Genomic DNA, 21510 nt, shown 5'->3' on the forward strand with positions numbered 1-21510 from the left:
TTCTAAGAGAAGTAAAAAAAACTATAAAAAAGCCCATTCGTTATCTTTTTTTGTGCCTTTTAAGTTACTTTTCTAAAAAAACTCTAAAATTTCACTTAGCAAAATCATAACATATTTTTTACAAAAAATTTCATTTTTTTGCATTTTTTTTTGCAAAAAAGCATTTAAAGCCCTTTTAAAGCCCTTTTCGTGTGTTTATTTTGCATTTTTACCTTGTCTTTTGTCTTTTTGTTGTAATAAAGAAATAAGATAGAGAGCCTTTATTATAAAATTTTTGCTTTGCCTTTTACATTTTTACATTTTTTCATTTCCTTTTTGAAAAATGTGTTAAGCCTTGCAATTTTCTAACAAAATAAAGCTTTTTCATTTTATTTTATAAAGCATTGATAAAAGAAGTATTTAAAATTTGCGTTATTTTGTGGGGTGCGTGGATATTGTAAATATAGGGGGTTATAAAAAATGTTAGTGGGGGGGGGTGCTTGACTTGTGTTGAATTTGTCAAATTGTGGGGTGCGTGTAAAAAATGTTTCAAAACATAATAAAAAACATTTTTTAGATAGATGGTATAAAAAGCTTATTTATGAATGTGTGGTGTGGTTAGCGTGTTAATTTTCTTTTATCTTTTTAAAAATTCGTGTGTTATTTTAAAATTATTTTAATTAAAAGTAAATAAAATTATTTATTTTTAATTTAAATATTATTTATTTCTTATGTTTTTAACCCTTTTTTTGCTTTTGTTTTTTTGCAAAAATTAAATAAAAAATGCAAAAAAGGATTTTTAAAGATGGCTATTGATAAAAAAAACAAAGAAGAGATTAAAATTTATTACGAACTAAACAATGAAAAACCGAAAGATATCGCTTTAAAATTTGGTATTAAGTACCGAACGCTTATGTTTTGGATCAAACAAGAAGGCTGGATTAAAGGTAAACATAAAGAAAATGTAAAGGTGGAATTAGTACAAAATGAACTTTTGCAAAAAGAACATTTTTCTTTACAAAATGCTACAGCAAACAAAATTAAAAGAAAGTTAATTGATAGCATAGGTAACAATGATTTAAATAAAATGCTTTTAAATAATATGCTTGAAAATACTACTGATAAAATCTTGCTTGAAGCAATGAGCCTTAACTTCATTCAAAAAAATATTACGATGGCCGCTTTAATAGCAAAAGACGAGTTAAAAAGAATGATCGCTTTACGAAAAGATAACGAAGCTAATCCTTTAATTGTTGCAAGTGCTGAAAAAATGGCTAAAATTTTTAGTGATATGCAAATTTTAATTTATGGTAAAGAACCTATAAAAACGCAAAATATAGATGATAAAACCGATTTTTCAAAACTTTCAAGTAGCGAACTTCTGGCTATCATAAATTCAAGTGATAAAAATGAAAAAGAAGGCTAAAATATGTTTGTAGCAAATTTAAGCGGTGGACGTGATAGCACCGCGATGGTTATTAAGTGGTTAGAGTTAAAAAAGCCGCTTGATTATATTATTTTTTGTGATACAGGCTTTGAATTTGTTGAGATGTATGAGTATATAGACAAATTAGATAACTATTTACAAAAGCATTTTAATAAAAAAATAACAAGGCTAGATGCTAGTAAAGAGATTGAACGATGGGCTTTTGAATACCCTATTACAAAAGGTGTAAGACAAGGGCGCTTAAGGGGCTTACCTATGATTTTAAGCCGTGATTATTGCACTAGAGAAACAAAAATTAAACCTACCCAACAATTTGTTAAAACAAAAAGTCCTAACAAATTTAAAAATAGCGTTTTGATAGGTTATACTTACAATGAAGTTAAAAAAGGTCGTAATAGCAATTTAAGCTATGGTGTGAGTGTTTATCCTTTGTACGAGTGGGGATGGAATGAAAAAGAAGTAAATGATTTTTTAGAAGAAAAAGGCATTATGAATCCGCTTTATAATCATTTTGAAAGAACTGGTTGCTTTTTTTGCCCTAAACAAAGTACAAAATCTTTTTATATGCTTTTTAAACACTATAAAAAGGAATGGGAGCTAATGAAAGAGTGGGAACAAAGAGCAAAAGAACTAAACTGTGTAAATCAAAAATGGCTTCTTAAATATACTTTAAACGAGTTAGAAACAAAATTTAAAGATAAAGCTAATGTTTTGTTTGAAATAGAAGAAATAAACTTTGGTTATTTTGAAACTTGCTTTTGTAAAGGATGATTTTTTCTCTTTCAAATTTAAAAACAAATTCAAGCCTTTTAAAAGCTTATTAAATTTTAGAATAAGCAAGTAAAGCAAAAAAGTATGATAAACTTATGAAAGATTTAGAAAAATAAGCTAATTTTATTTATTTTATCATAAAATTTAAGCAGTGTTTAAGTATATTTTGCTAAAATTTTAAGTGGGGTTAGCCAAAGCAGGGCGGCAACCCTGTGAGGCTAAATCTTGCCCCAGAATTGAGGTGAGTTTGAATGTCATCACAACTTATATTCACAGTTATTATACTCCTTTGTGTAATAATTGTCAAGGCTCACTAACCTTGCCCCGCAAAAGCGGGGGTTTATGAGTTTAAGCCCTGTTTTAAGGGCAAAACACATGCAAAATGAAAATATTTCTTCTAAACTCGTTTCAAAATATATAAAACAAGCAGGCTTTAAATCAAAAAGCGAGTTTGCAAGACAAATGGGCTTTACTTCAAACGCCGTTCATTTGTGGGGTGAAAAAAACCCCGTGCCTTGCTATTTTTTCAAGGTTTTAGAATGGGCAAGTAAAGCAAAAAAGTATGATAAACTTATGAAAGATTTAGAAAAATAAGCTAATTTTATTTATTTTATCATAAAATTTAAGCAGTGTTTTATTAAAAGATTAACAAAATTTCATAAAAAGCGGCTTGAATTACCCTTTACTATGTCAAGCCGCTTTTTATGAAATAAACACTTTAAAAAAGTTTTTTAAAAAAACAAATTACTTTTTAAAATTTTAAGTTTCTTTGTCTAACTCTTTGCGAATTTTTAAAAAATATCTTTGTAAAAAAAAAAAAAACAAAATTCACAAAAACAAACTTTTTTTTATTTTCAAGTTTTAAAAATTGAATTGCAAAAGAAATTCAAAAAAACATTTTAAAATTCAAGCTTTTAAATTTTAAATTCAAAAGAAAAATAAAGATTTTTTTTAACCCTTTTTTTAAAAATTCAAAAAAGATAAAATTGCTTGTTTTGTTTCTTTACAAAACATTTTTTTTCTTTCTTTTCTTTTAGCGCTCCTTAGTTAGTGAAGAAGGCTTTTTAAAAGCCTTCTTTATTTTTTCTTTACAAAATCATTAACTTAACTTTTAAAACCCCTTTAAAATGCTTTAAAAACACTAAAAACAAAAAATTAATTTCTCTTTCTTTTTTTTGAAATAAAAAACTTTCAAAAAAACTTTTTTTAAAAAAAAATAAAAAAGTTTTAAATAAATTTAAAAAACAAATTCGCAAAATTAAAAAAAAAGAAATTTTAAAAGCCTTCTTTAAAAATTTTCAAAAAGGCTTTTTAAAAGGAGGTTAAAAGATATTTCAAGGTAGAAATTCAAAAGTAAGAAATTTTTAAAAGATTTTTCAAGCTTTAAATTTTTACAAAGTGAAAACAAAAAAAAAGTATTTTTTTAAAAAAGCTACTTTAAATTCAAAGATAAAAGCAGTTTCAAAAGGGCTTTTAAATTCAAGCTTTTAAGAAAAGTTAAATTATAAAAGCTTGAAATTTTACATTTTCAAAAAGCCTTTTTAAAAGCCTTTTCACTCGTCTGTCCACTGTATTTCTCTTAACTCTTTATGTGTTTTTGCTTTATCAACCCTTGCCTTTAAAACACCGCATTTTTTTATCATAGCCATCTTATAAGCTGATCCATCTGCATAAACCTTTTGAATTTGGGCTGCTGTGTGAGGTAAATTTGCCTTAGTGCCTATTATTTGGCCTTCTTCATCTACCTTATAGCACCTTATAAATGCATCTTGATTAGCTAACATTAATCCTAAGTAATTTATTTGATCTTCTTGTTTTAAATCATAAGTGTATATTTCACCTAAAGCGTCGCTTGTAAAACTTGTTAGTCTTTCATCGCATTTTTTGTTAATTTCAACTATCTTATAATGAGCTTGTAAATTTAAGGCTAGTTTTTCGTTAGCTTCTAGCCATTCTTTTTCTTCTTCATTTGTTTCTATAAAAGGTGCTTTTAGCTTTTTGCTACTTTTTACAAAAACTAGATCATCTTGAGTATCTACTAATTCAAAATTTCCATCGTGCATATCTACGAAGTCAACACCTTCTATCTTGTAATAATTCATTTTTTATCCTTTTTTGTGTTTTTGTTTTAGCCTTTTGCTACTCTTTCATTTTTACTTGAAATTAAATTCAAAAAGCTTTTTAAAGAAATTCATATATTTTTATTTAAATTAAAAAGTTTAAAAAAGTTTAAAACATTCTCACTATCCTTGTGCCTATGCTGTTTCCTATTCTTTCTATATTTGCATTAGTAGCTGTTTCAAAAATGCCCGCTCGTGTATTATCTGTCCAAGCACCCCCCGAGATATACCCCGCATTTACATTTAAGCTTTGCCAAAACGCATCCCTAAAACCGTTTACCCCTACTTGTCCGGCTATCCTTGTAGGATAAAAGAATAAATCATTATCCCATGCAACATTGGCTATATTTTGTCCACCTATATTTTGATTAAGCGCCTGTCCCTTGTAAGTGTAATGCATAAAATTAGGATCATATGTACCAGCTGCGCAAGTGCTTGTGAAAATCTGACCGTTTTGTAATAAAAAACCTTGACAATTTTCCCAAACATTACCCCATAAATTTTCATATCCTAAAGCCTTTACTGCGTGTTTACCATCCGTCATAAATGAGGGGTTAGTTTGTTTTATAATCTCACTATGTAAACCATATTTATTGCTAAGCCCTGTTTTTGAAGCACCGCTCATGCTAACAAGTCCTTTACCTATTACTCTTTGGCTGTCTATATCTTGGTAAGTTAGCAAAAAACACGCCTGCAAATAGCTTCTTTGATGAAAAGAAATTAAGAAATTTCCATAGTTTACATATGTAGCCCTTGCCATCCTGACAAATTGGGTTAAAGTAGTATTTACCTTTACATTTTGATTACTTAAAGAGTATAATTTGCCTGCGAACTCACTAGCTTCATAAGCTCCTATGTAAATTTTTCTTGGTGTTCTTGCAGCATGTTGAAAAGCCTTATATGAAAAGCCTTCTTTGTTAAGACTTGTTGTAAATATAAGCTGGGCCGTTGTATCGTTAATTCTTTGTAGCTTTATTCCACGCAAGGGCTGTGCTATCATTACATTATAACCCGGACTTGTTATGTAATTTCTCGCATCCGACCCGTCTTCAAATTTTTCATAATCATTCGGATCAAGCTTTTTATACTCGCTTCCATCTGCTTGTAAAACTACTGGATAAACCCCTAAAAACTCTTTTAAAATTTGATCTCTGCTTGCACCTTTTGCGTCTAAGAAAGGGGATATTATATTTTGTGCTGGGGTATTATTCGATATGAGGCTGTGTAAACTTATTTCAATTCCCATCTGCACTTCATTAGGATCAAAATTCACATTTACGCTTTTTAAAATCTCACTTGCTGTTTCTTGAGTCTTTGTTTTGATTTTGTTTTCGATTTCTTCTTTGTTGTATGTTTCATCTTTTAAATAACTTGTTTCTTTTTCGCTAAATTTTTCATCTGCCTCTTCTTTTGAATATGTGTTTTCTTTTGTAAAATACTTTTCGTTGGCCTCTTCTTTTGTGTAGAAATTTTCACTCAAAGAATTCAAAGAAGTTTCAAGCGCTTGAATTTTTTCTAGCAAAACTTCATTATTTTTTAATTCTTCTTTTAAAGCTTGTAAATCGTTATTTTTAAACTCGTTTAAAAGCTCATTTGCTTTTGTGTTGAATTTTTCATTAGCCTCTTCTTTTGTGTAGAAATTTTCTAATTGTTCTTTCCTTGCAAATTGTGTTAAATCTCTTAAAAAATCCTTTTGTGAAATTAAAAAATCAAGCTCATTTTTTAACTTCTCTTTTTCTTCTCTTGTGAGGCTGTGTTCATCTTTAATAAGTTTCTCACTTAAAGCCACTAGCTCATTTTTATCTAGGCTTGATAAACTGTAATTAAATCTTGTTTGTAGCAAGTATGAAATTAGCTTATTTAAAAAGGCCTTATTGCTTAAATATATTTTTTCGCTCATTTTATCTTACCTCATAAATGTTATTAATCTTTTCTTGTCTATTTTGTAACTTTGTCTCGTAATAATCTAACTCTTTCAAATTCTTTAAAGCATTTGAAATTGAAGTGATTTCATTTTGTAAGCAAATTGCTAAACAAGATAAAGCATTTTGAAAACGCATTTTTTTAACCTCACTTGTTGAGAAGTGAAAATTTACTCTTTCTTGTACTAATAAAGAAGTCTTTTCATATAAAGATAAATCAAATTTTTCACTTTTAAAGTGGTTATTTAAAAGTGAATTTAAAGTGTTTGTTAGTTCTTTTTGAAAATGTTTATTTTCTAAAAATTCAGTTTTCAAAAAGCTAAGATCGCTTTTACTTAAAATCTCTTCTTTGTGTTCTTCTAAAAACTCTTTTAATTTTCCTTCGTTATCCTTGCTAATTTCTAAGCATGAATCAAAGTAAAATTTATCAAAGTTTTTAACTGTTTCTTTAATATAATCTTTTGCTTCTTGTGTAAATTCGCTTATATCTAAGGCTTGAATTTGTTCTTTTGCCTTCTCTTTGAATTCTTGTTTATTGTCTCTTAAAAAGGCATTAATTGCATTTTGTAGCATTAAAAGCAAAGAAGAATTATTTTTTAAATACTCTTTCAAAAAAGGCTTTAAATCTTTTTCATTTAAACCTTGTTTCACTTCTTTTTGCACTTTTTCATTAATGAAATTTTCAAAAAAAGCTTTTAGCTCATCTTGTAATACTTCTTTTTTTTCGTTTACTTCTTTTTCAACTGACAAAGAAATATTTTCATTAATTAGCTTTTTGCTATTTTCTAAATTCTCTTTAAAAGAGTTTGAAATTTCATTAAGTTCTTGTAATTTTTGAGTTAAAAGCAAGTTTAATCCTTTTTTTTGAAAAAAGCCTTTTAAGAGTGCTAAACACTCTTAAAATTCGGCCATAATTTCACTAGGTAAGAAGTAAAGCACCCTTAAAACTATAACGCCGCTTGTTTCTTGGTTAAGTTTTAGAGTGATTATTTCTTGTTTCTTTGTAGCTGTGATCTTGCTTGAAGCATAGTTTGTTTTTTGTGTTATGTCTAAAAGCTCAGAAAAAAACTTTTCATCATCTTTTAAACCTATATTTAAAGTGGATCCTATTTTTGCACCCTCTAAAACCTCGACATTCACGCTTAAAATCTCCGCCCCACTTGGCAAAACTACCGCTTCGTAACTTTGATCTTTTAGATCCTGTAATTCAATTTCTCTTTTTGTTAAATAAGAGATGAATTTTACTCTTTGTTGTGCCATCTTAACTCCTTTTTATTGTAAACTTGAAAATATGCCTATAACTGCATAATCAGTATTAGCATAGGGACTTAAAAAGCCATCTGCGTGTGATTCAAAGCGTCCTTTTGCTATTGCCATCAAGCGATCAACGCCGCATTGAATTTTACGTCCCATATCCGCCGCTTCATTAATGTAAAAATTAACCTTCGAATCTCCGGCCATAATCAAAGCGCTAGCACCTATTAAATAGCCTATTGATAAAGGCATTTTGTCTGAAGCATAAGCGGATGGGGGTGTAATTGTTTTGAAATTTTCTGGGTTGATATTGTCAACAAATTCGCTATCGCTAACAGTTGAATTTATCATTCCCGGGCTTAAAGTAGACCATGTACCCATATCAATAATAGGGCATCCATCTATCATACCAGCTAGGCCTGTAAAAATGCGGTGTGTTTCGTCTCTAGGGCTTTTATCTTGCATCTCTTTCCATTCTGGATCACTTCTTAGCTGTTGTATTTGATAACTATCAAGCAAAATAACATAAGAGTGATAAGAAAGATTTAGGCCTCCTTCTTGTGTTTTTGTTGATTTTATAGGCTTAATGGGAAAAGCGGGTTTACCATTGAATTTTTGCCCTGTTTTAGCCATCAAAATAGCCCTTTGTATAGCTTTAACACTCATTGTATCATCAACTTGCACTTTTTTAGCTGCTTTACTTACTGTTTCTTCTTTGCTTGTATCTTTAAAGCCTTTTTCTTTATCACAAATTACACAATTTGTAATATCATTTGATAAAGCTGCAAACAAAAAGCGATCCCGCTTTTCTTCTATCCAAGTGGTTAGACTGTCGATCGACTCTTTCAAAAAATCAATTTCTTTTATAGCTTGATATTGCTTAACTTCGCTTTCAGTGGCATTAGCTACCAAGCGAGGATACACCACTTGAGAAAGTATTTCAAGTTTATCTAAATTTGTATCTAAATTCGCATTTCCTATCACCCCTCTTCCTTGTAAAGCTGTTTTTAAGCGTGGACTTATAGGCTGTGATTTTTCGGCCTTAACTGCTTTTATGCCCCTATTTTCACCACTTCCCAAAAGAGGCAAAAACTTACTTTCTTCCCAACTTGCTTTCTCTATTTCGCGCGAAATATGCACTGTTACATTAGGATCACCGCGCCATCCACCTAAATTAATTTGATTAAGATTTGTTAAAGACATTTTAAACTCCTATTTAAAAATTTAAATTCTTTCAAAAGGTAAATCAAAGTTCTTATTACCTTGTGAACCTACTTGCGACGGTATACCGTCAATTTGTTGAGGCAAGTTCTCATCTCCTTGCTGTCCTTGCTGTCCTTGCTGTCCTTGCTGTCCTTGCTGTCCTTCATAAATACTTTGATAAATTTTATAAAGCTCTTCAAAGAATTGATCAGGAGGCAAAGAATCTAATTCTCTTTGATACTTGCTAGGTAGCTCCTCACTGTAAAATTTCATCATAGCATCTAAATCTGCTTCTGGATGTGCTTGTAAAAAGGCTTGAGCTGCTTGATCGATATTGCCTTGAGTTTGTTTTGTTTGTATATCACTTCTTAATTTATCTCTTTGTGCAACCTTAGGGCTTATGTTAGACTCTAAGAATTCATTTTGCATTTGTAAGATTTTTTTGTAAAACTCTTCAGGCTTTTCGAAAAAAAGTTCTTGTAAATTTTCATCAGTTTTTTGCACACAGTATTTAGCAAAATCACTCTCTAGGCTCTCTCTAGCTTGTGAAAGTTCTTTTTCAATAGCTAGAAGTTCCACCTCTTCGTTTTTAGTATCAAAAGGATTAATATTTTGATCCATTTTTACCCCCTTTTTTAAAATTTAAATTTGTTCTTGTCTTAATTCTTGTAAGATTTCATCTTTGAAATTGTTTAATTCTTCTTTGTGTTTTTCTAAACTGCTTTTAATTTGAGAATCAAAAAAATCAATTAAATCATTAATTTCAATTAAATTGTTTTCGTGTTCTTTAAACATTAAAATAATTTCTTGTAATTCTTGTTTTTTACTTTCAATTTGCACACTTAGTTTTTCAATTTCGAAATTATGATCCTTATGTAGATCTTTTAAAAGTTCGCTTATTTCATAAACACATAAAAGAGTAGATTTTACTTGTTCTATAAAAAAATCATTATCTAAAGCATTTTTTACCTTTTGATTGATTTCTTCACTTGTATATTTCGTCTTTGTTTCGATTTTTGCCTTTTGTTTTTCTTCACTTTCATTTTTTACATTTTCATTAAGTGAAATTTCTTCTCTTGTGTTTTTTTCTACTTCTTCATTTAAAAAATTTCTTTCTTCTTGTAATTCTTCACTTTTTGAATTTTCTTTCTCTAACTCTTTGCTGTTTTCATTTTCTTCTTCATTACTTGAAATTTCTTTTTCATCTTTTAAAGCATTTTCATTTTGTTCTTTTTCTTCTAAAATATACATTTTAAAATTTCCTTTTTAAAAAATTAGCAAAGTTTAATGAAAATTAAAATTCAAAAAAAGGGTTAAAAAATATTTTTGTAATAAGAAGTGTTTTTTTAAAAATATTTTAAAAGTCCCTTAAATTTTACTCTTTCATTATGTTTTCAAAACATAATTTATTTTCGCAAAATTGTAAAGCCTTAATTTTTTCAAGCTTATTTTTTAAATCCTTATAAAAAGAATAAAGGCTTATAAATTCAGTTATAATTTCTTGTTCGTTTTTAACTTCTTTTAACTGAAATTCTTTAATTTCTAAAAGCTCATTAGGTATTTTTTCTTTTACATATTCACTTTTTACAATTAAAGAACTTTTAGCGCATGAGTTTAATGCTATCATTAAATAAACGAGTGGAATTAGTATCTTTGCTATTCTTAACATAATTTAAAGCATCCTTTGTCTTTTGTAGAATTTTTAGATCTTCTTTGTGTTTTTGTTCTAAAATTTCTTTTTCTAATTCGCTTCTTTGAATTACCTTACTTAAAGTAGCATTTAATTCTTTATTAGCATTTATACTTAAACTTAATTCACTTTGTAACTTTGAATTTTCATTTTTTAAATATAAAGTATAAGTTAAAAACAAAGAGAGAATAAAAGCAAAAATGAAATAAATTTTTAGCATTTTTTATCCTTTAAAAAATCATTAACAAAACAATAAAAAACAAAATAAATTCACAGACAAGAAAAAAAAGAGTGAATTTCAATAAATCTTTTTTCATTTTAACACTTTGTAAATTTTAAGCCTTGCCTATCATATCAATTATTTCATATTTAACATTTTTCATATCATTGCCTTTAAAAAGATTGTAAAAGTCTTTACAAGCGGCGCGGCTGTTTGAAATTTTTGTCTTTTCTTCATTTATAGCATATCCCAAAAGAGGACATCCCAAAGTGTGAGTTTCATCATTACCCCAATGTATCAAAACATATGCACTTTTAGGTACATTTAAAGCCTCATTTGATAGCCTCATCATTTTTTGACCTTTATAATTTAAAATTCGATCAAGTATAGGGTTAAATTTAGGGCTGTAATATCTGTCTATTTCATAAATACCAAAAGGGATCGCTAGATCTTGACCCCTTGCACTGCCTATTTTAGGATTTTCCAAAATATAGCTTTTAAATACTCTTTCATCTTTTTCATTAAATACTGAAATTACTCCGGTTGTAGCTTTTTCGTTTTGCCATTTTCTAATTACTTGTATTAACATAGTTAATCCTTTTTTTTTCTCTAATTTTAATTTAAAATATAAAGCAAAAAAAGGATTAAAGATTGAATTTAAAAGAAGCTAAAAAAGAATTTGCTATAAGAGAATTAGCAAAAAGAGATTTAAAAACTTTTCTTTTGCTTAAATGGCAAAGATACAACAAACAATATTTTATGGATAATTGGCATTTTGATTATATTTGCAAGATTTTATCCTTAACTTTAAAAGATTATGCTAATTCTTACAATGCGCCTTTAATTACGCGTTTAATGTTAAATATGCCTCCATCTTATGGCAAAACTGAAGTTATTGCAAGAACATTTATCGCGTGGGCTTTAGGACGAGATAAAACAAGAAAATTCATTTATATTTCTTATTCAGACGAGCTATGCCGCAAAATTTCTAATCAAGTAAGGGACTTGATGAAAAGCGAATTTTACACTCAAATTTTTAATGAAAAAGCGGTATTTTTACAAGATAACAGCGGTGAATTTGTCTTAAAAGAAGGTGGCGGACTTTTTGTAACGACCTTAAAAAGTGCAATCACAGGTTTTCACGCGCATTCCATTTTGATTGACGACCCAATAAAAGTTAGTGATATGAGTTCAAGAGTTGAAAGAGATCGCGTAAATAATAACTTCAAAGAAAGTGTTTTAAGTCGTTTACAAGATAATTTTTCAAACATTACGATTTTAATGCAAAGACTAGGTTATGAAGACTTATGCGGCTTTTTGTTAAACCCTAAAAACTACGAAGAAAACATAATCAAGCAGTGGTATCAAATTTCACTAGAAAGTTTAAACAAAGAAGCTAAAAATTATCAAATTTTAGATTTTTCTTATTTTCGTAAAGAAAATGAGCCGCTTTTTTTTCAAAGACACAATAAAGAACAATTAGACTTTTTGAAAAAGCAGATGGGAGATGACGAGTTTTCTAGTCAGTATCAACAAATACCCCAAGCTACCGAAGCAGGCTTTTTTGAAGCTGTGAATTTTAAAATCATTGCAAGTTATGAGCAAGGCATTCAAAATGAGTATATTTTCATTGATAATGCTACTTCTTTGAATGTAAAGGCTGATAATAGAGCTATTGTGTGTGTGGGAGTTGAAAAAACAAAAGAAAATTTAAGCCGTTTTGTTGTGAAAGATTGCATTTATGGCATTTTTGATGAAGAAAAAATGACTGAAAATATCGCTGAAATGATGATAAAATACCCAAAAGCAAAAGTATTTATTGAAAGTGATGGGGGGGGACTTGTTTTAAACAGGCTTTTAGAAAAAAAATTGATTTTAGTCAATGACCGTTTAAAACAAGAAAGAAAAGCCCTCATTTCAAACACTATCAAAACTTATACAGCAAGTCGCAAAATCTCAAAAGTAGAAAAAATCAAGGCTTTAAAGCCTTACTACAACAGCGGCTTTTTATGTTTTTTACAAAATGCGAACGGTTTAAATCAAATTAAAAAAGAATTACTAGCCTTTAACCCGGAAAAACCTTTTAGACAAGATGACTGTATAGATGCCCTTGCTAGTTGTGTGAATTCAAGTGAAGTTTACGCCCCTAATTCAAATTCACAAAACAAAGAAATTCAAAATACAAGAAAGAAAACAAATTTAAATGTTTTTACTACATCATGGAGGATCTGAGTTTTTGAATTTTTTAAAAAGGCTTTTTGAAATTTTAACTTTTAAAAAGAAGTGATTTTAAGTTTTTTGAATTTGTTAAAAGTGATATTTCAAATTTTAAAAAAGTTTTTTAGATTTTTTTGTTTTTTGTGTTGTGAATTTTAAAATTTAAAAGAAATTTTTTAAAGCTTATTTTGAATTTTTAAATTTCTTTCAAGCTCTCTTATTTTTTTGTTTAACTTTGAAAGTTTTAAAAGACTTAAAATATTGCTAATTATTAAGCAAAAAAAAGCTATAAAAAAGCTAATTTCGATCATCTTAGATCAATTCCTTTAACTTGCAAGTTTTGCGTTTTTAGCTTGTCTTTGTCTTGTGAATTGTCTTTGTTACTGTCGACCGCTTCTTCTAATTTTTTATTTGCGTTTACTACACTTTGCGCCGCATTCGCTTGTGCTTCATACTTTAAGGCTTTTGCTTGTAATTCTTTAATTTGTGCTTGAATCTGCATAATACCTAAATCTTGCTGTAGTTTTTCTAAATCTTGCATTGCTGCTGCTGCTTGTTGCTGTGCTTTTGCCTCTTCTTCTTGTCTTTGCGCTGCATTTGCTAAAGCCTCCTCTATATCCTCAACTACAGGCGAATCGGTATCCTTTAGCATAATAGGCAAAAGATCGGGTATTATATCCGGCCTAATTTGTGAAATACTTTTTAACATCTCACTCCAATGTGCGAATCTTTCTTCTCTTCCTTGTATTTTAAGCTGTGTTTTGTAGATTAAATCAAATTTACCTATTCTTATTTTACTTTCTTCATTTTGCGGATCATTTATAGCGAAGTAACGATCCCCTATCTTTTTATCAACTATTTTAAAAATTTGTTTTTTTGTGAAATAGTGCATAATATAATTTAAAGCCTTTTGAAAAATTGCCTTATCCATTTCATCAATATTTTTAATATATTCATTTAAGCCCATGAGGCCTGTTTCTCTTCTTTGCGCAATAGCGATCCCGCTTTGCCTATTACTTGCTATACCTAAAGCCTCGTCATTTAAACCGCTTAAAATCTTTATTAAATTTCTTTTTTCATTTACTTTACTAGATAAAGCGGCTATTTGTTGGTTATGTTGTATGAATTGAATTTTATTTTCTCTTAAAGCACCATCCGCCACTCTAACAATAGCATTATCAAAACTAGCATTTTCAATAAATTCTTCAATATCCAAAACCGCGCTTTCTTCAAAAAATGCCTTCGTACTGCTCATCATATTCATCATTCGATTTTCCGCTAAATTTATATAATCTTGTAAGGGCTTTATGTTTCTAAAAAGACCGTACCATTTTAGCTTTTCATCTACTTGATATTTTTGTACTATAAAAGGGTGTGAATTTGTTTTAAAAGGGCTTTTTTCATAGCTTAAAATTTGATTTTCATCATTCCATATATAACGGTTAAAACAAAGTTTATTTACTTTTTGGCCTTCTTCGTTTTCAAGCTCTGTATACTCTTCAATCCAACTTTCAATTAAATTAATTCTATTATCAAAACTTTCATTAGAATTTGAATAAACTTCTTTTTTAAAAAGTGCTTTTGCTTCGTCTTTATTTAAATTTATATGTTTATGAAAACGCCTCGCATCACTTGCATTTTTTTCAATTGAAAATTTATCAATTAAAAAGCTACTACTAGGTATACTTTGTAAGCTTATATGAAAATCTTTATTTTCATCTTGTTTTATCCAAATTTGAATAACTGCCATCCCAAAAATTAACTCTTTGTCTCTTTTCATAATTTCACTATCAAAAAAATCACTTTGTGAAAAAACCTTTAATAAATCATTCAAAAGGGTAGCTAATACCTTGTCTTCTTCTTGTCTACCGCTTACCTTAATTTCTTGTATACTGTCGCTTCTATAACCTAATATTTTATCAATTACCATTTTATAGTCATTTTCAATTAAAGGCACTTGGCCACGCGCTTTCATTAATGCTATAATATCATCTTGTAATTGTGATCCGTGATAATATCTCTTAGCCTCTTCATACTCTTTTAAGCTGCTTTTGTTACTTTCAAAATCCGCCTTATAAAGTTCTTGTAATTCAATGAAATTTTTCACAAAAAGCCTTTTTAAATTCGTTCGGTAGGTAATAATTCTTGAGTTTCAAGTGCTTGTATTTGTGGTGTTTTGTCTTTTTTTTCGTTTTCTTGCAGTTTGTAAGCGTTCGCACTTGAATTTATTGTATTATTTGCTTCTATTCTTTCGTTTTCTCTTTTGTTGTAGCGATCATTTTCGATCGCTAATTGTTGTTTTTGTAAATCTAAGGCTTCTTTTTGCATATTTAAGGCTTTTTTTGAATTCTTTACACCTTCGATCGAGTTGTAAATTTGTAAACCGCTTCCTATGATACCCAAACTACCACTTAAAGCATCCGATCCCATAACTGCATCAAATTTACCAAAAAAGCCATCCGCTTCATTCCACCGTTCAGTGAAAGATTTTTTTAAAACATTTGACATCTTTTATCCTTTTTTTTGAAATATATTTTAACTTAAAGGCTTTTAAATAAAAAGGATTAAAGCTTTTTAAAAAAAGCCTTGTTTTCGTTTAGTTTTCCTTTTTCTACCTTTAAAATTAAACTATCTTGCACAGTTTGCGTTTTACTCTTTTGTACTACAAAAGAGATTTTAAACTGTCCTTCTTCACTTGAATTGAAAATAAAATTCTTTGAATTTCTAACTGTAATTTTATCATTTACGCTAAAATAGCATTCACTTTCTCCATAAGTTGAAATTCCCTTTATTTCTAAGTCTTCATTTAAGGTAATTATGCTTTTTGTTGTGTGTATTAAAACACTTTTAGATCCAAAATCCGCGTCTTCTTCACTTATAAGCTTAGGCAAAATATGATCAAAATCTGTCATCTTGGCATCATTTATTAAAGAAATTGTATTTATAACATTAACTGCATGCTGTTTTATAGCTGCTTGTTCACTTGCATTACCCACCGTGTTTAAAAAAGAAACATAAGCATTAGCCTTGTTAATAGCTGCATTATCGCTAACACTTCTTATAATAGCGGCTGCTTGTATAAGACTCTTCACTGCTTCAGCTTGAATTTGTTTTATTTGCATTTTTGCGTTTTTAATGCTTAATTCCATCTCGTTACGCATTTTATCAATTTCAAGTGCTGAAGCCTTAGCTTTATATGTCATCTCTTCAAAAGATAAAGCGCCTTGTAAGGCTTGTTTTAAAATTTCGGTACTAATTTGTGCTAAAGCGTCTTTATCAATTCCGCTACTTTTTAAAAATTCAAATGTTTTACTTTCAAAAAAAGCTTTTTCAAGTAAGGCTATATTTTGCAAAAAACTTTCTTTTATCATTATTTATCCTTGTTTTCATCAAAAAGCTTTTTTTCTATTCTTTCATAATAAAAAGGCTTAATGTATTTCGTAGGATTTTTTAAATTAAATTCAAGCAAAGAAAGAAAATTATTTATAATTTTTTTGTCATTCTCATCCGCGCTTTTATGGTGTTTATTTTTTCCTAAAAAATAATTTAAGAAGTAAAAATTTAATCTTTCAAAATCAAATTCTTGTATGCAGTCTTTTTCTAAATCTAAAATACCTATTCCTTCGTAAATAAAAAATTTTTCGTTTTCGCTACTTTGATAATATTCTTTTTTTAAATTTGTTTCAAGCTCATTTAAGCCTGCTTGTAGAAAAAAAGGGTTTGATATTGTATTTCCTAACCTATCTTTTAAAACTAATTCGTAGCTTTTAGCTGCTTTTACTTGTCTTTTCATTATATCATACCTATAAAATCACTTTTGAAGACTTGTTTGCCTCTCTTTCTATTAAGTAAGGCTGCAATTTCCTTTTTTTCTTGTTTTACAATATCACTAAAAAAATGTATTCTCTGGCTATTATCTGGTGTGATTTTCGTTTTAAAGCTATCTAACAAAACACTATAAACAAGTAAATTACTAAACATATCATCTAAAACTAATTCATCTTCTTTGCTTATTATAATTGCCTTTTTAACACCGTAAAGCTTGAAATGCCCACTTATTTTGTGTGAAAAAGCATATTGTTTATTGTTTAATTCATAAAAAAATAATTCACTTGTAGGCATTTTTCGGATCGCTGATCCGTAAGAAACTAAATTTAAAGGCTTATTATTTAAAAAAGCAGTGATTAACTTTACAATTTCAAAGTGTAAATTTATAGTGTCTTCGTTATTAAGATATGTTTCAAAAGAGAAAATATTACATTCAAATTCGCTTAAAATCTTGTTTTGATGTATGTAAATTAAATCAATCAAAAAACTATCACTAAAATTTACTAGTTCGTTGTTCTCATCCCCCAATCTAGCTCTTAAATTTGCTAAAATATCACTTACTAACAAAACTTAACCTTTTGTGTTTTTTTCAAGTTTTCTAAAATTGTGTATATAGCTAGAATAAGGACTATCATTAAAGCCTTGTTTTGCTGTGTTTAAATCTTTTGCTTCTTGTGTGTAATTTTTACCATATTTATTAGCATATTCTTTATACTCACTTTTACCCCATTTACCTTTTTTTAGTTTGTCTTCAATATAAGCTACCGAATCAACGCTTTTTTCATACTTTTGCAAAACTTCTGGATCAATAGGCAAGTTATGATCTAGCGCGTTTTGTATATCACGCCCCCATGCTGCTAAACCTGTTTTTTTAGCTGCAAGGTATTTTTCCATCACTGCTTGTTCACCCCTTAAACCTAAGGCTAGATCATCTTGTGCTTGTTCTATTGTTTGGTTAGTAAGGCGGCCGCTGTTTCTACTTTTTGCAAGTGCATATCCTGCTTCTCTATGTGTTTGTAGCCATTCGTTTTCCCCCTTGTCTAACTCTTTAAAGCCTCCAGTAATTTTGTTTAAACCCCTTTCAATTGCACTGCCTACCCCTAAATTTCCTTCGCTTCCTTGAATAGCTCGATCAAAGAGATCTTGATTATTAGCGCCTTCTTTTAACCTATCATTAAGACCTGTTAAACCTAAATTTTTAATCTTTGCTTGTAAGTTAATGTTTTGATCTGGCTTTACTTGATCGCCGAATTCTTGTAAATTAAGCCCTAAATATTTCCTTGCTACGTAAATGTCCATCCCTGTTAGGGTGCCTTGTTTTAGCTTATCGTCTAAATATTTGTTTTGCGTACTTTTAAAATAAGTCGACGGTTCGTTAGCTTCTTTTTCTTGTTCTTCTTTTTGCTGTTTTGCTAATTCTAGCTGTTCTTTTGCTTTTCTTACATCAAAATCTTGCGATCTAACAGAAGGTAAAACAAAAGCACTTAAATCTTTGCTTGAATTTGTGTCTTTGTCATCTTGTGTTGCAACTGTAGCACTTGTAATTAAATCATTTTGTAACATTTTTTATCCTTTTAATATAAGGGAATTTGTCCTTTTTTTTCATAAGATATTATTTCATCTACGATATCGCTTATATTTCCTTCTTTAATGTTTGTTTTGTTTACAATTATTTCTTTTAAAGCGTGTATTTCAAAATAATTATTAATAACTGCCGCTGTTAAAACCGAATTTAAAACTAACATAAAATACAAAAAATGCTTTAAAAATCCTTGCTTTTGTTTTTCTTTACATATCATCTTTTTTTCCTTGCTTTAATGATATAATTCTTTGCACTATATCAAGCACTTTATCAATTCCAAAAAGTGCGATGGCCGAACTTATACCTACTTTAAAAACATAAGTTAATTCAGTAAAAAAACCTAAACATGCAAAACTTATAAAAGCTAAAAAACTACTTGTTAATACAACGTCTACAGCACGGTAAATTCTAGTTTTTTTTATCTTGTTTTCGTTTTGTGTGTCGTCATTTAAAAGTTCATTTTCACTCCTTGCGAATCTAACAATTCCACAAAAAAGCCCTAAAATCAAAAGTGGCAAAAACTCTAAAATGTAAATTTCACTAAACATATTTTTTTTTTTTTTTCCTTTAAAATTGACAAAAAAAATCTAAAATAGCACTAAAACTTAAAACTACACTAAAAATTATAAAAGACCAAAAAAATTTATGTAAAAAATAAAAAGTTTGTTTTGTAATTGTTATTTGTGTAAAATCGCAGTGATAGCGACCTATTAAAAACCATCTAAAAAGAAAGAAATAATATTTTAATTTATGTTTCATAAAAAGCCTTATAAAAGAACGAGGCTAAAAATTTTAACCTCGTTTACTACATTAAAGGAAATAGCCTAAAAAGGCTACAATGAAAAAAAGACCTTTTACCAAAAAGGCAAAAAAAGTATAAAGAAAAATAAAAACAAAAAAAAGGATTAAAAATTGATTTTTGAATTTTGATTTTATTCAAGTTTTTTTTAAATTGTTTATGTGAATTTTTGTTTAGCTCCTTGCGAATTTTAAAATTTTAAAGAAAACTTTTTTATATTTTTTTTGTTTTAAATAAAAGTTAAAAAATTCAAGCTTTTAAATTCAAGCCTTCTTATAAAATCTTTTTCCAAAAACTCGTACAAAAAACCATAAAGTAAAAGCGGTTGTCTTTACAACGTGTGATTTTAACATAGCTTCATAAAAAATTTGATCCGCTTCTTTACGTGATATACCTAACTTAAAACCTTCGCTATATAAAAAATCATGCAAAATAGCTGCTAAGCTATGTTTTCCGATCGGTGCTACTATAGACCAAAAAAGACGAGGGATAGAGGCTAAATCAGTTTTAAAGCCTTTAGGTATAATGAAATTAATATTTTCTTTGTGTTGATATTCTAAATTTTCGATTAATTCAACTTGATCTAATTTATCATATCTAAAAAGCCTTATATCTACATAATCCTTATTAAAACTCATTCTTTATCCTTTTGTGTGTTTAGGCTTAAATTTTGCTATGTCTTGAGTAAGAAGTTTAAAATGCGCATCACTTAGCTTTATAAAAAAATGTTCTATTTCAAGTTTTTCAAAAATCTTTTTTTTATAATCTTTTAAAAAATAAAGAGTTTTAGGCTCATTTATATAAATTCCTTTTTCAAAAGGTAAAGGCGCTATATTTGCACTAAAAAGAATATAAATTTTACTATTCACAGTAGATAAATTATAAAATCCTTCTTGTTTCCTTGCTTCTTTCATCTCGTTTTTATCTTGTGTGTTTACTTCTTTTACAAAATACTTTATAAAGTTTTTTGTATCAAAGAAATAAGGCTTTAAATCATTAAAAAATTTTTCTATTGTTTCTCTTTCTACCTTAGCACCGGGCTTTTCATATTTTTGTTTGAATTCATATTTATAAAAACCATTTAAAAAAGTTTCAAAAACACTTAAAGAAAATTGATTATTTAATACCTCTTCACTGAAATTTTTCTCATCCTCTTCGTTTTCAAAATTAGGTAATAATTTTGCATTATTTGTTAAGTATAAATTAGCTATGCAAGGGAAAAAATTATTAGCATAAAATCCATCTTGTGAAAGATTAAAGATTTTTTCTTTGCCTTGTTTTGTAAATGTGAATTCTTTTAAAGAGTAATTAGCCTTAAACATTTTGCTTAATTCTGTAAATTTCCACCATAATTTATAAGCTTTTTTTCTTTTGCTTGATAAAGAATTTTTAAAGCTAAGCGGTGGATTTTCTAAATATTCAAAAAGGGCTTTTTTGTTATTTTTTGTTTCAAATGCGAAGTAAATATTTCCTTCTTCTACGATCTGAGGTAATAAATCAAAATGTCTTAATAAACCTTTCTCATAAAGCTCTTCTAAATATGCGTTTTCTTCTTCTTTACTTAGCTTATTTATTAAAGGCTTCGTAAAATCATTCATATGTAAAGGAATTTCAAGCCTTAAATTTTTGTTGTAATTTTTGTTTTTTTCTAAAAAATCAAGCGTACAAATTTGCTTTTTAATAGGATCTGTTTGTGTTTTTATTACCCTACTATATGCAAATCCTGCTCCTTCAGCCATACCAAAATCATTATCAAACAATAAAGCAAAACCCTTATTTATTCTTTCTATAAATTGAGTTAAGCGATCGCCTAAGCTATCAATAAAATATTTTTCATTTATATTAAAATCTTGTATTGGAATTCCTAAATTTCCTACTACTTGATTATGAAAAGCCTTACCCCCTGCTTTATCCATCCCGGTGCGACTTTGTATCAATTCGTCTGTTTTATCTTGTTTAATATCCCCCCTTAAGCCTTTTGATACATCATAAGCCAAAGAATTAGAAAAAGTTTGAGATCCTGGTGCATTTTGTAAGAAAATGCTACGGTTGGCATATATTTCATAGCCACCGAAGATCAATAAGTGGGTTAAAACATTACTAGCTTCTTGAGCCGCCCTTCGTCTCATCGCCGCTGCTTTTGCTGTGCCTTGTGCTTCACCCGCTATGCCTTGAGCTCTTGTTTCTACTGTATTACTATATACATTATATGCGATACTTGTTAAACTTGCTACTAAAGCCATAACTGAAGCAACTGCTTTAGTTAATGTTGCTTTTGCTATATAAGTTCCTATAAACTGGCCTCCGGGTAATAAAGATATAACTAAGGCCGCTACTAAAAGCAAAGCTTGTAAAGGGTTAATATTTCCTATTGCTTGATACCAACTCACATCCGCATAGGCTTTAATGTGTGCGACTTCTCTAGCTATTAATTCTAGTTCTTGTGTTGTAAGCCCTAAACTATACTCTGAATCAATT

Annotated in this window: 23 protein-coding genes; 4 read left to right on the plus strand and 19 right to left on the minus strand. The window is 28.7% G+C overall.

Annotation, left to right across the window (positions count from 1 at the left end; translation table 11 throughout):
* Window positions 1-784 precede the first annotated feature (784 nt).
* The 3 genes from DMC01_RS09490 (at window position 785) to DMC01_RS09500 (ending at window position 2791) form a co-directional block, all read left to right on the plus strand.
* A complete protein-coding gene (locus DMC01_RS09490; protein WP_142693992.1) occupies window positions 785-1405 on the plus strand; it encodes a hypothetical protein in 621 nt (206 codons plus the stop codon).
* A 3-nt stretch (window positions 1406-1408) separates the two neighbouring features.
* Window positions 1409-2197 (plus strand): phosphoadenosine phosphosulfate reductase domain-containing protein, encoded by a 789-nt coding sequence (locus tag DMC01_RS09495; protein ID WP_142693993.1) that lies wholly within the window; start codon window positions 1409-1411, stop codon window positions 2195-2197.
* 375 nt (window positions 2198-2572) lie between these two features.
* Complete coding sequence (locus DMC01_RS09500; RefSeq protein WP_142693994.1) at window positions 2573-2791, plus strand: XRE family transcriptional regulator; 219 nt, start codon at window positions 2573-2575, stop codon at window positions 2789-2791.
* A gap of 959 nt (window positions 2792-3750) precedes the next feature.
* On the opposite strand, the gene DMC01_RS09505 is transcribed toward DMC01_RS09500, so the two are convergent.
* The 9 genes from DMC01_RS09505 to DMC01_RS09550 all read right to left on the minus strand — a co-directional run bounded on the left by DMC01_RS09505 (window position 3751) and on the right by DMC01_RS09550 (window position 11195).
* Window positions 3751-4299 (minus strand): DUF4376 domain-containing protein, encoded by a 549-nt coding sequence (locus tag DMC01_RS09505; protein ID WP_142693995.1) that lies wholly within the window; start codon window positions 4297-4299, stop codon window positions 3751-3753.
* Window positions 4300-4426: 127 nt separating this feature from the next.
* Window positions 4427-6217 (minus strand): hypothetical protein, encoded by a 1791-nt coding sequence (locus DMC01_RS09510; RefSeq protein WP_142693996.1) that lies wholly within the window; start codon window positions 6215-6217, stop codon window positions 4427-4429.
* A 1-nt stretch (window position 6218) separates the two neighbouring features.
* Entirely contained in the window at window positions 6219-7088 is an 870-nt protein-coding gene (locus DMC01_RS09515) for a hypothetical protein (RefSeq protein ID WP_142693997.1), read from the minus strand.
* Between the two features lie 48 nt (window positions 7089-7136).
* Window positions 7137-7499 (minus strand): hypothetical protein, encoded by a 363-nt coding sequence (locus DMC01_RS09520; RefSeq protein WP_142693998.1) that lies wholly within the window; start codon window positions 7497-7499, stop codon window positions 7137-7139.
* A gap of 12 nt (window positions 7500-7511) precedes the next feature.
* Window positions 7512-8696, minus strand: a complete 1185-nt coding sequence (locus DMC01_RS09525) for a phage capsid family protein (protein WP_142693999.1) — start codon at window positions 8694-8696, stop codon at window positions 7512-7514.
* A gap of 21 nt (window positions 8697-8717) precedes the next feature.
* Window positions 8718-9317: a Coiled-coil domain-containing protein gene (locus DMC01_RS09530; protein WP_142694000.1), complete on the minus strand. Its 600-nt coding sequence runs from the start codon at window positions 9315-9317 to the stop codon at window positions 8718-8720.
* Window positions 9318-9338: 21 nt separating this feature from the next.
* Window positions 9339-9947, minus strand: coding sequence for a hypothetical protein (locus DMC01_RS09535; protein ID WP_142694001.1), 609 nt, complete (start codon window positions 9945-9947; stop codon window positions 9339-9341).
* Between the two features lie 350 nt (window positions 9948-10297).
* The gene (locus tag DMC01_RS09545; RefSeq protein ID WP_142694003.1) at window positions 10298-10606 is read right to left on the minus strand and encodes a hypothetical protein; all 309 of its coding nucleotides are present in this window, start codon (window positions 10604-10606) and stop codon (window positions 10298-10300) included.
* Window positions 10607-10721: 115 nt separating this feature from the next.
* Entirely contained in the window at window positions 10722-11195 is a 474-nt protein-coding gene (locus tag DMC01_RS09550) for a DUF5675 family protein (protein WP_142694004.1), read from the minus strand.
* A gap of 62 nt (window positions 11196-11257) precedes the next feature.
* On the opposite strand from DMC01_RS09550, the gene DMC01_RS09555 reads away from it, so the two are divergent.
* On the plus strand, window positions 11258-12838 hold the full coding sequence (locus DMC01_RS09555; protein ID WP_142694005.1) for a terminase large subunit domain-containing protein: 1581 nt from the start codon (window positions 11258-11260) through the stop codon (window positions 12836-12838).
* A 292-nt stretch (window positions 12839-13130) separates the two neighbouring features.
* On the opposite strand, the gene DMC01_RS09560 is transcribed toward DMC01_RS09555, so the two are convergent.
* The 10 genes from DMC01_RS09560 to DMC01_RS13620 all read right to left on the minus strand — a co-directional run.
* On the minus strand, window positions 13131-14930 hold the full coding sequence (locus DMC01_RS09560) for a portal protein (protein WP_142694006.1): 1800 nt from the start codon (window positions 14928-14930) through the stop codon (window positions 13131-13133).
* An 11-nt stretch (window positions 14931-14941) separates the two neighbouring features.
* Window positions 14942-15331 carry a hypothetical protein gene (locus DMC01_RS09565; protein WP_142694007.1) on the minus strand — a complete coding sequence of 130 codons (390 nt, stop codon included), beginning with the start codon at window positions 15329-15331 and terminating at the stop codon, window positions 14942-14944.
* 56 nt (window positions 15332-15387) lie between these two features.
* Window positions 15388-16194 carry a hypothetical protein gene (locus DMC01_RS09570; protein ID WP_142694008.1) on the minus strand — a complete coding sequence of 269 codons (807 nt, stop codon included), beginning with the start codon at window positions 16192-16194 and terminating at the stop codon, window positions 15388-15390.
* Complete coding sequence (locus DMC01_RS13615; protein ID WP_185908849.1) at window positions 16194-16616, minus strand: hypothetical protein; 423 nt, start codon at window positions 16614-16616, stop codon at window positions 16194-16196. Before DMC01_RS13615 ends, DMC01_RS09570 begins: the two co-directional genes overlap by 1 nt.
* Window positions 16616-17218 (minus strand): hypothetical protein, encoded by a 603-nt coding sequence (locus DMC01_RS09580; RefSeq protein ID WP_142694010.1) that lies wholly within the window; start codon window positions 17216-17218, stop codon window positions 16616-16618. The genes DMC01_RS13615 and DMC01_RS09580 overlap by 1 nt, the downstream gene beginning before the upstream one ends.
* 3 nt (window positions 17219-17221) lie before the next feature.
* Complete coding sequence (locus DMC01_RS09585) at window positions 17222-18214, minus strand: hypothetical protein (protein WP_142694011.1); 993 nt, start codon at window positions 18212-18214, stop codon at window positions 17222-17224.
* 11 nt (window positions 18215-18225) lie between these two features.
* Window positions 18226-18450: a hypothetical protein gene (locus DMC01_RS09590; protein ID WP_142694012.1), complete on the minus strand. Its 225-nt coding sequence runs from the start codon at window positions 18448-18450 to the stop codon at window positions 18226-18228.
* The gene (locus DMC01_RS09595) at window positions 18440-18781 is read right to left on the minus strand and encodes a hypothetical protein (RefSeq protein WP_142694013.1); all 342 of its coding nucleotides are present in this window, start codon (window positions 18779-18781) and stop codon (window positions 18440-18442) included. Before DMC01_RS09595 ends, DMC01_RS09590 begins: the two co-directional genes overlap by 11 nt.
* A gap of 514 nt (window positions 18782-19295) precedes the next feature.
* A complete protein-coding gene (locus DMC01_RS09600) occupies window positions 19296-19670 on the minus strand; it encodes a DUF1353 domain-containing protein (RefSeq protein WP_142694014.1) in 375 nt (124 codons plus the stop codon).
* Between the two features lie 3 nt (window positions 19671-19673).
* On the minus strand, window positions 19674-21510 hold a 1837-nt coding region (locus tag DMC01_RS13620; protein WP_185908850.1), incomplete at its 5' end, for a hypothetical protein.

Origin of the sequence: Campylobacter troglodytis, from assembly GCF_006864425.1 — a bacterium.
GTDB lineage: Bacteria > Campylobacterota > Campylobacteria > Campylobacterales > Campylobacteraceae > Campylobacter_D > Campylobacter_D troglodytis.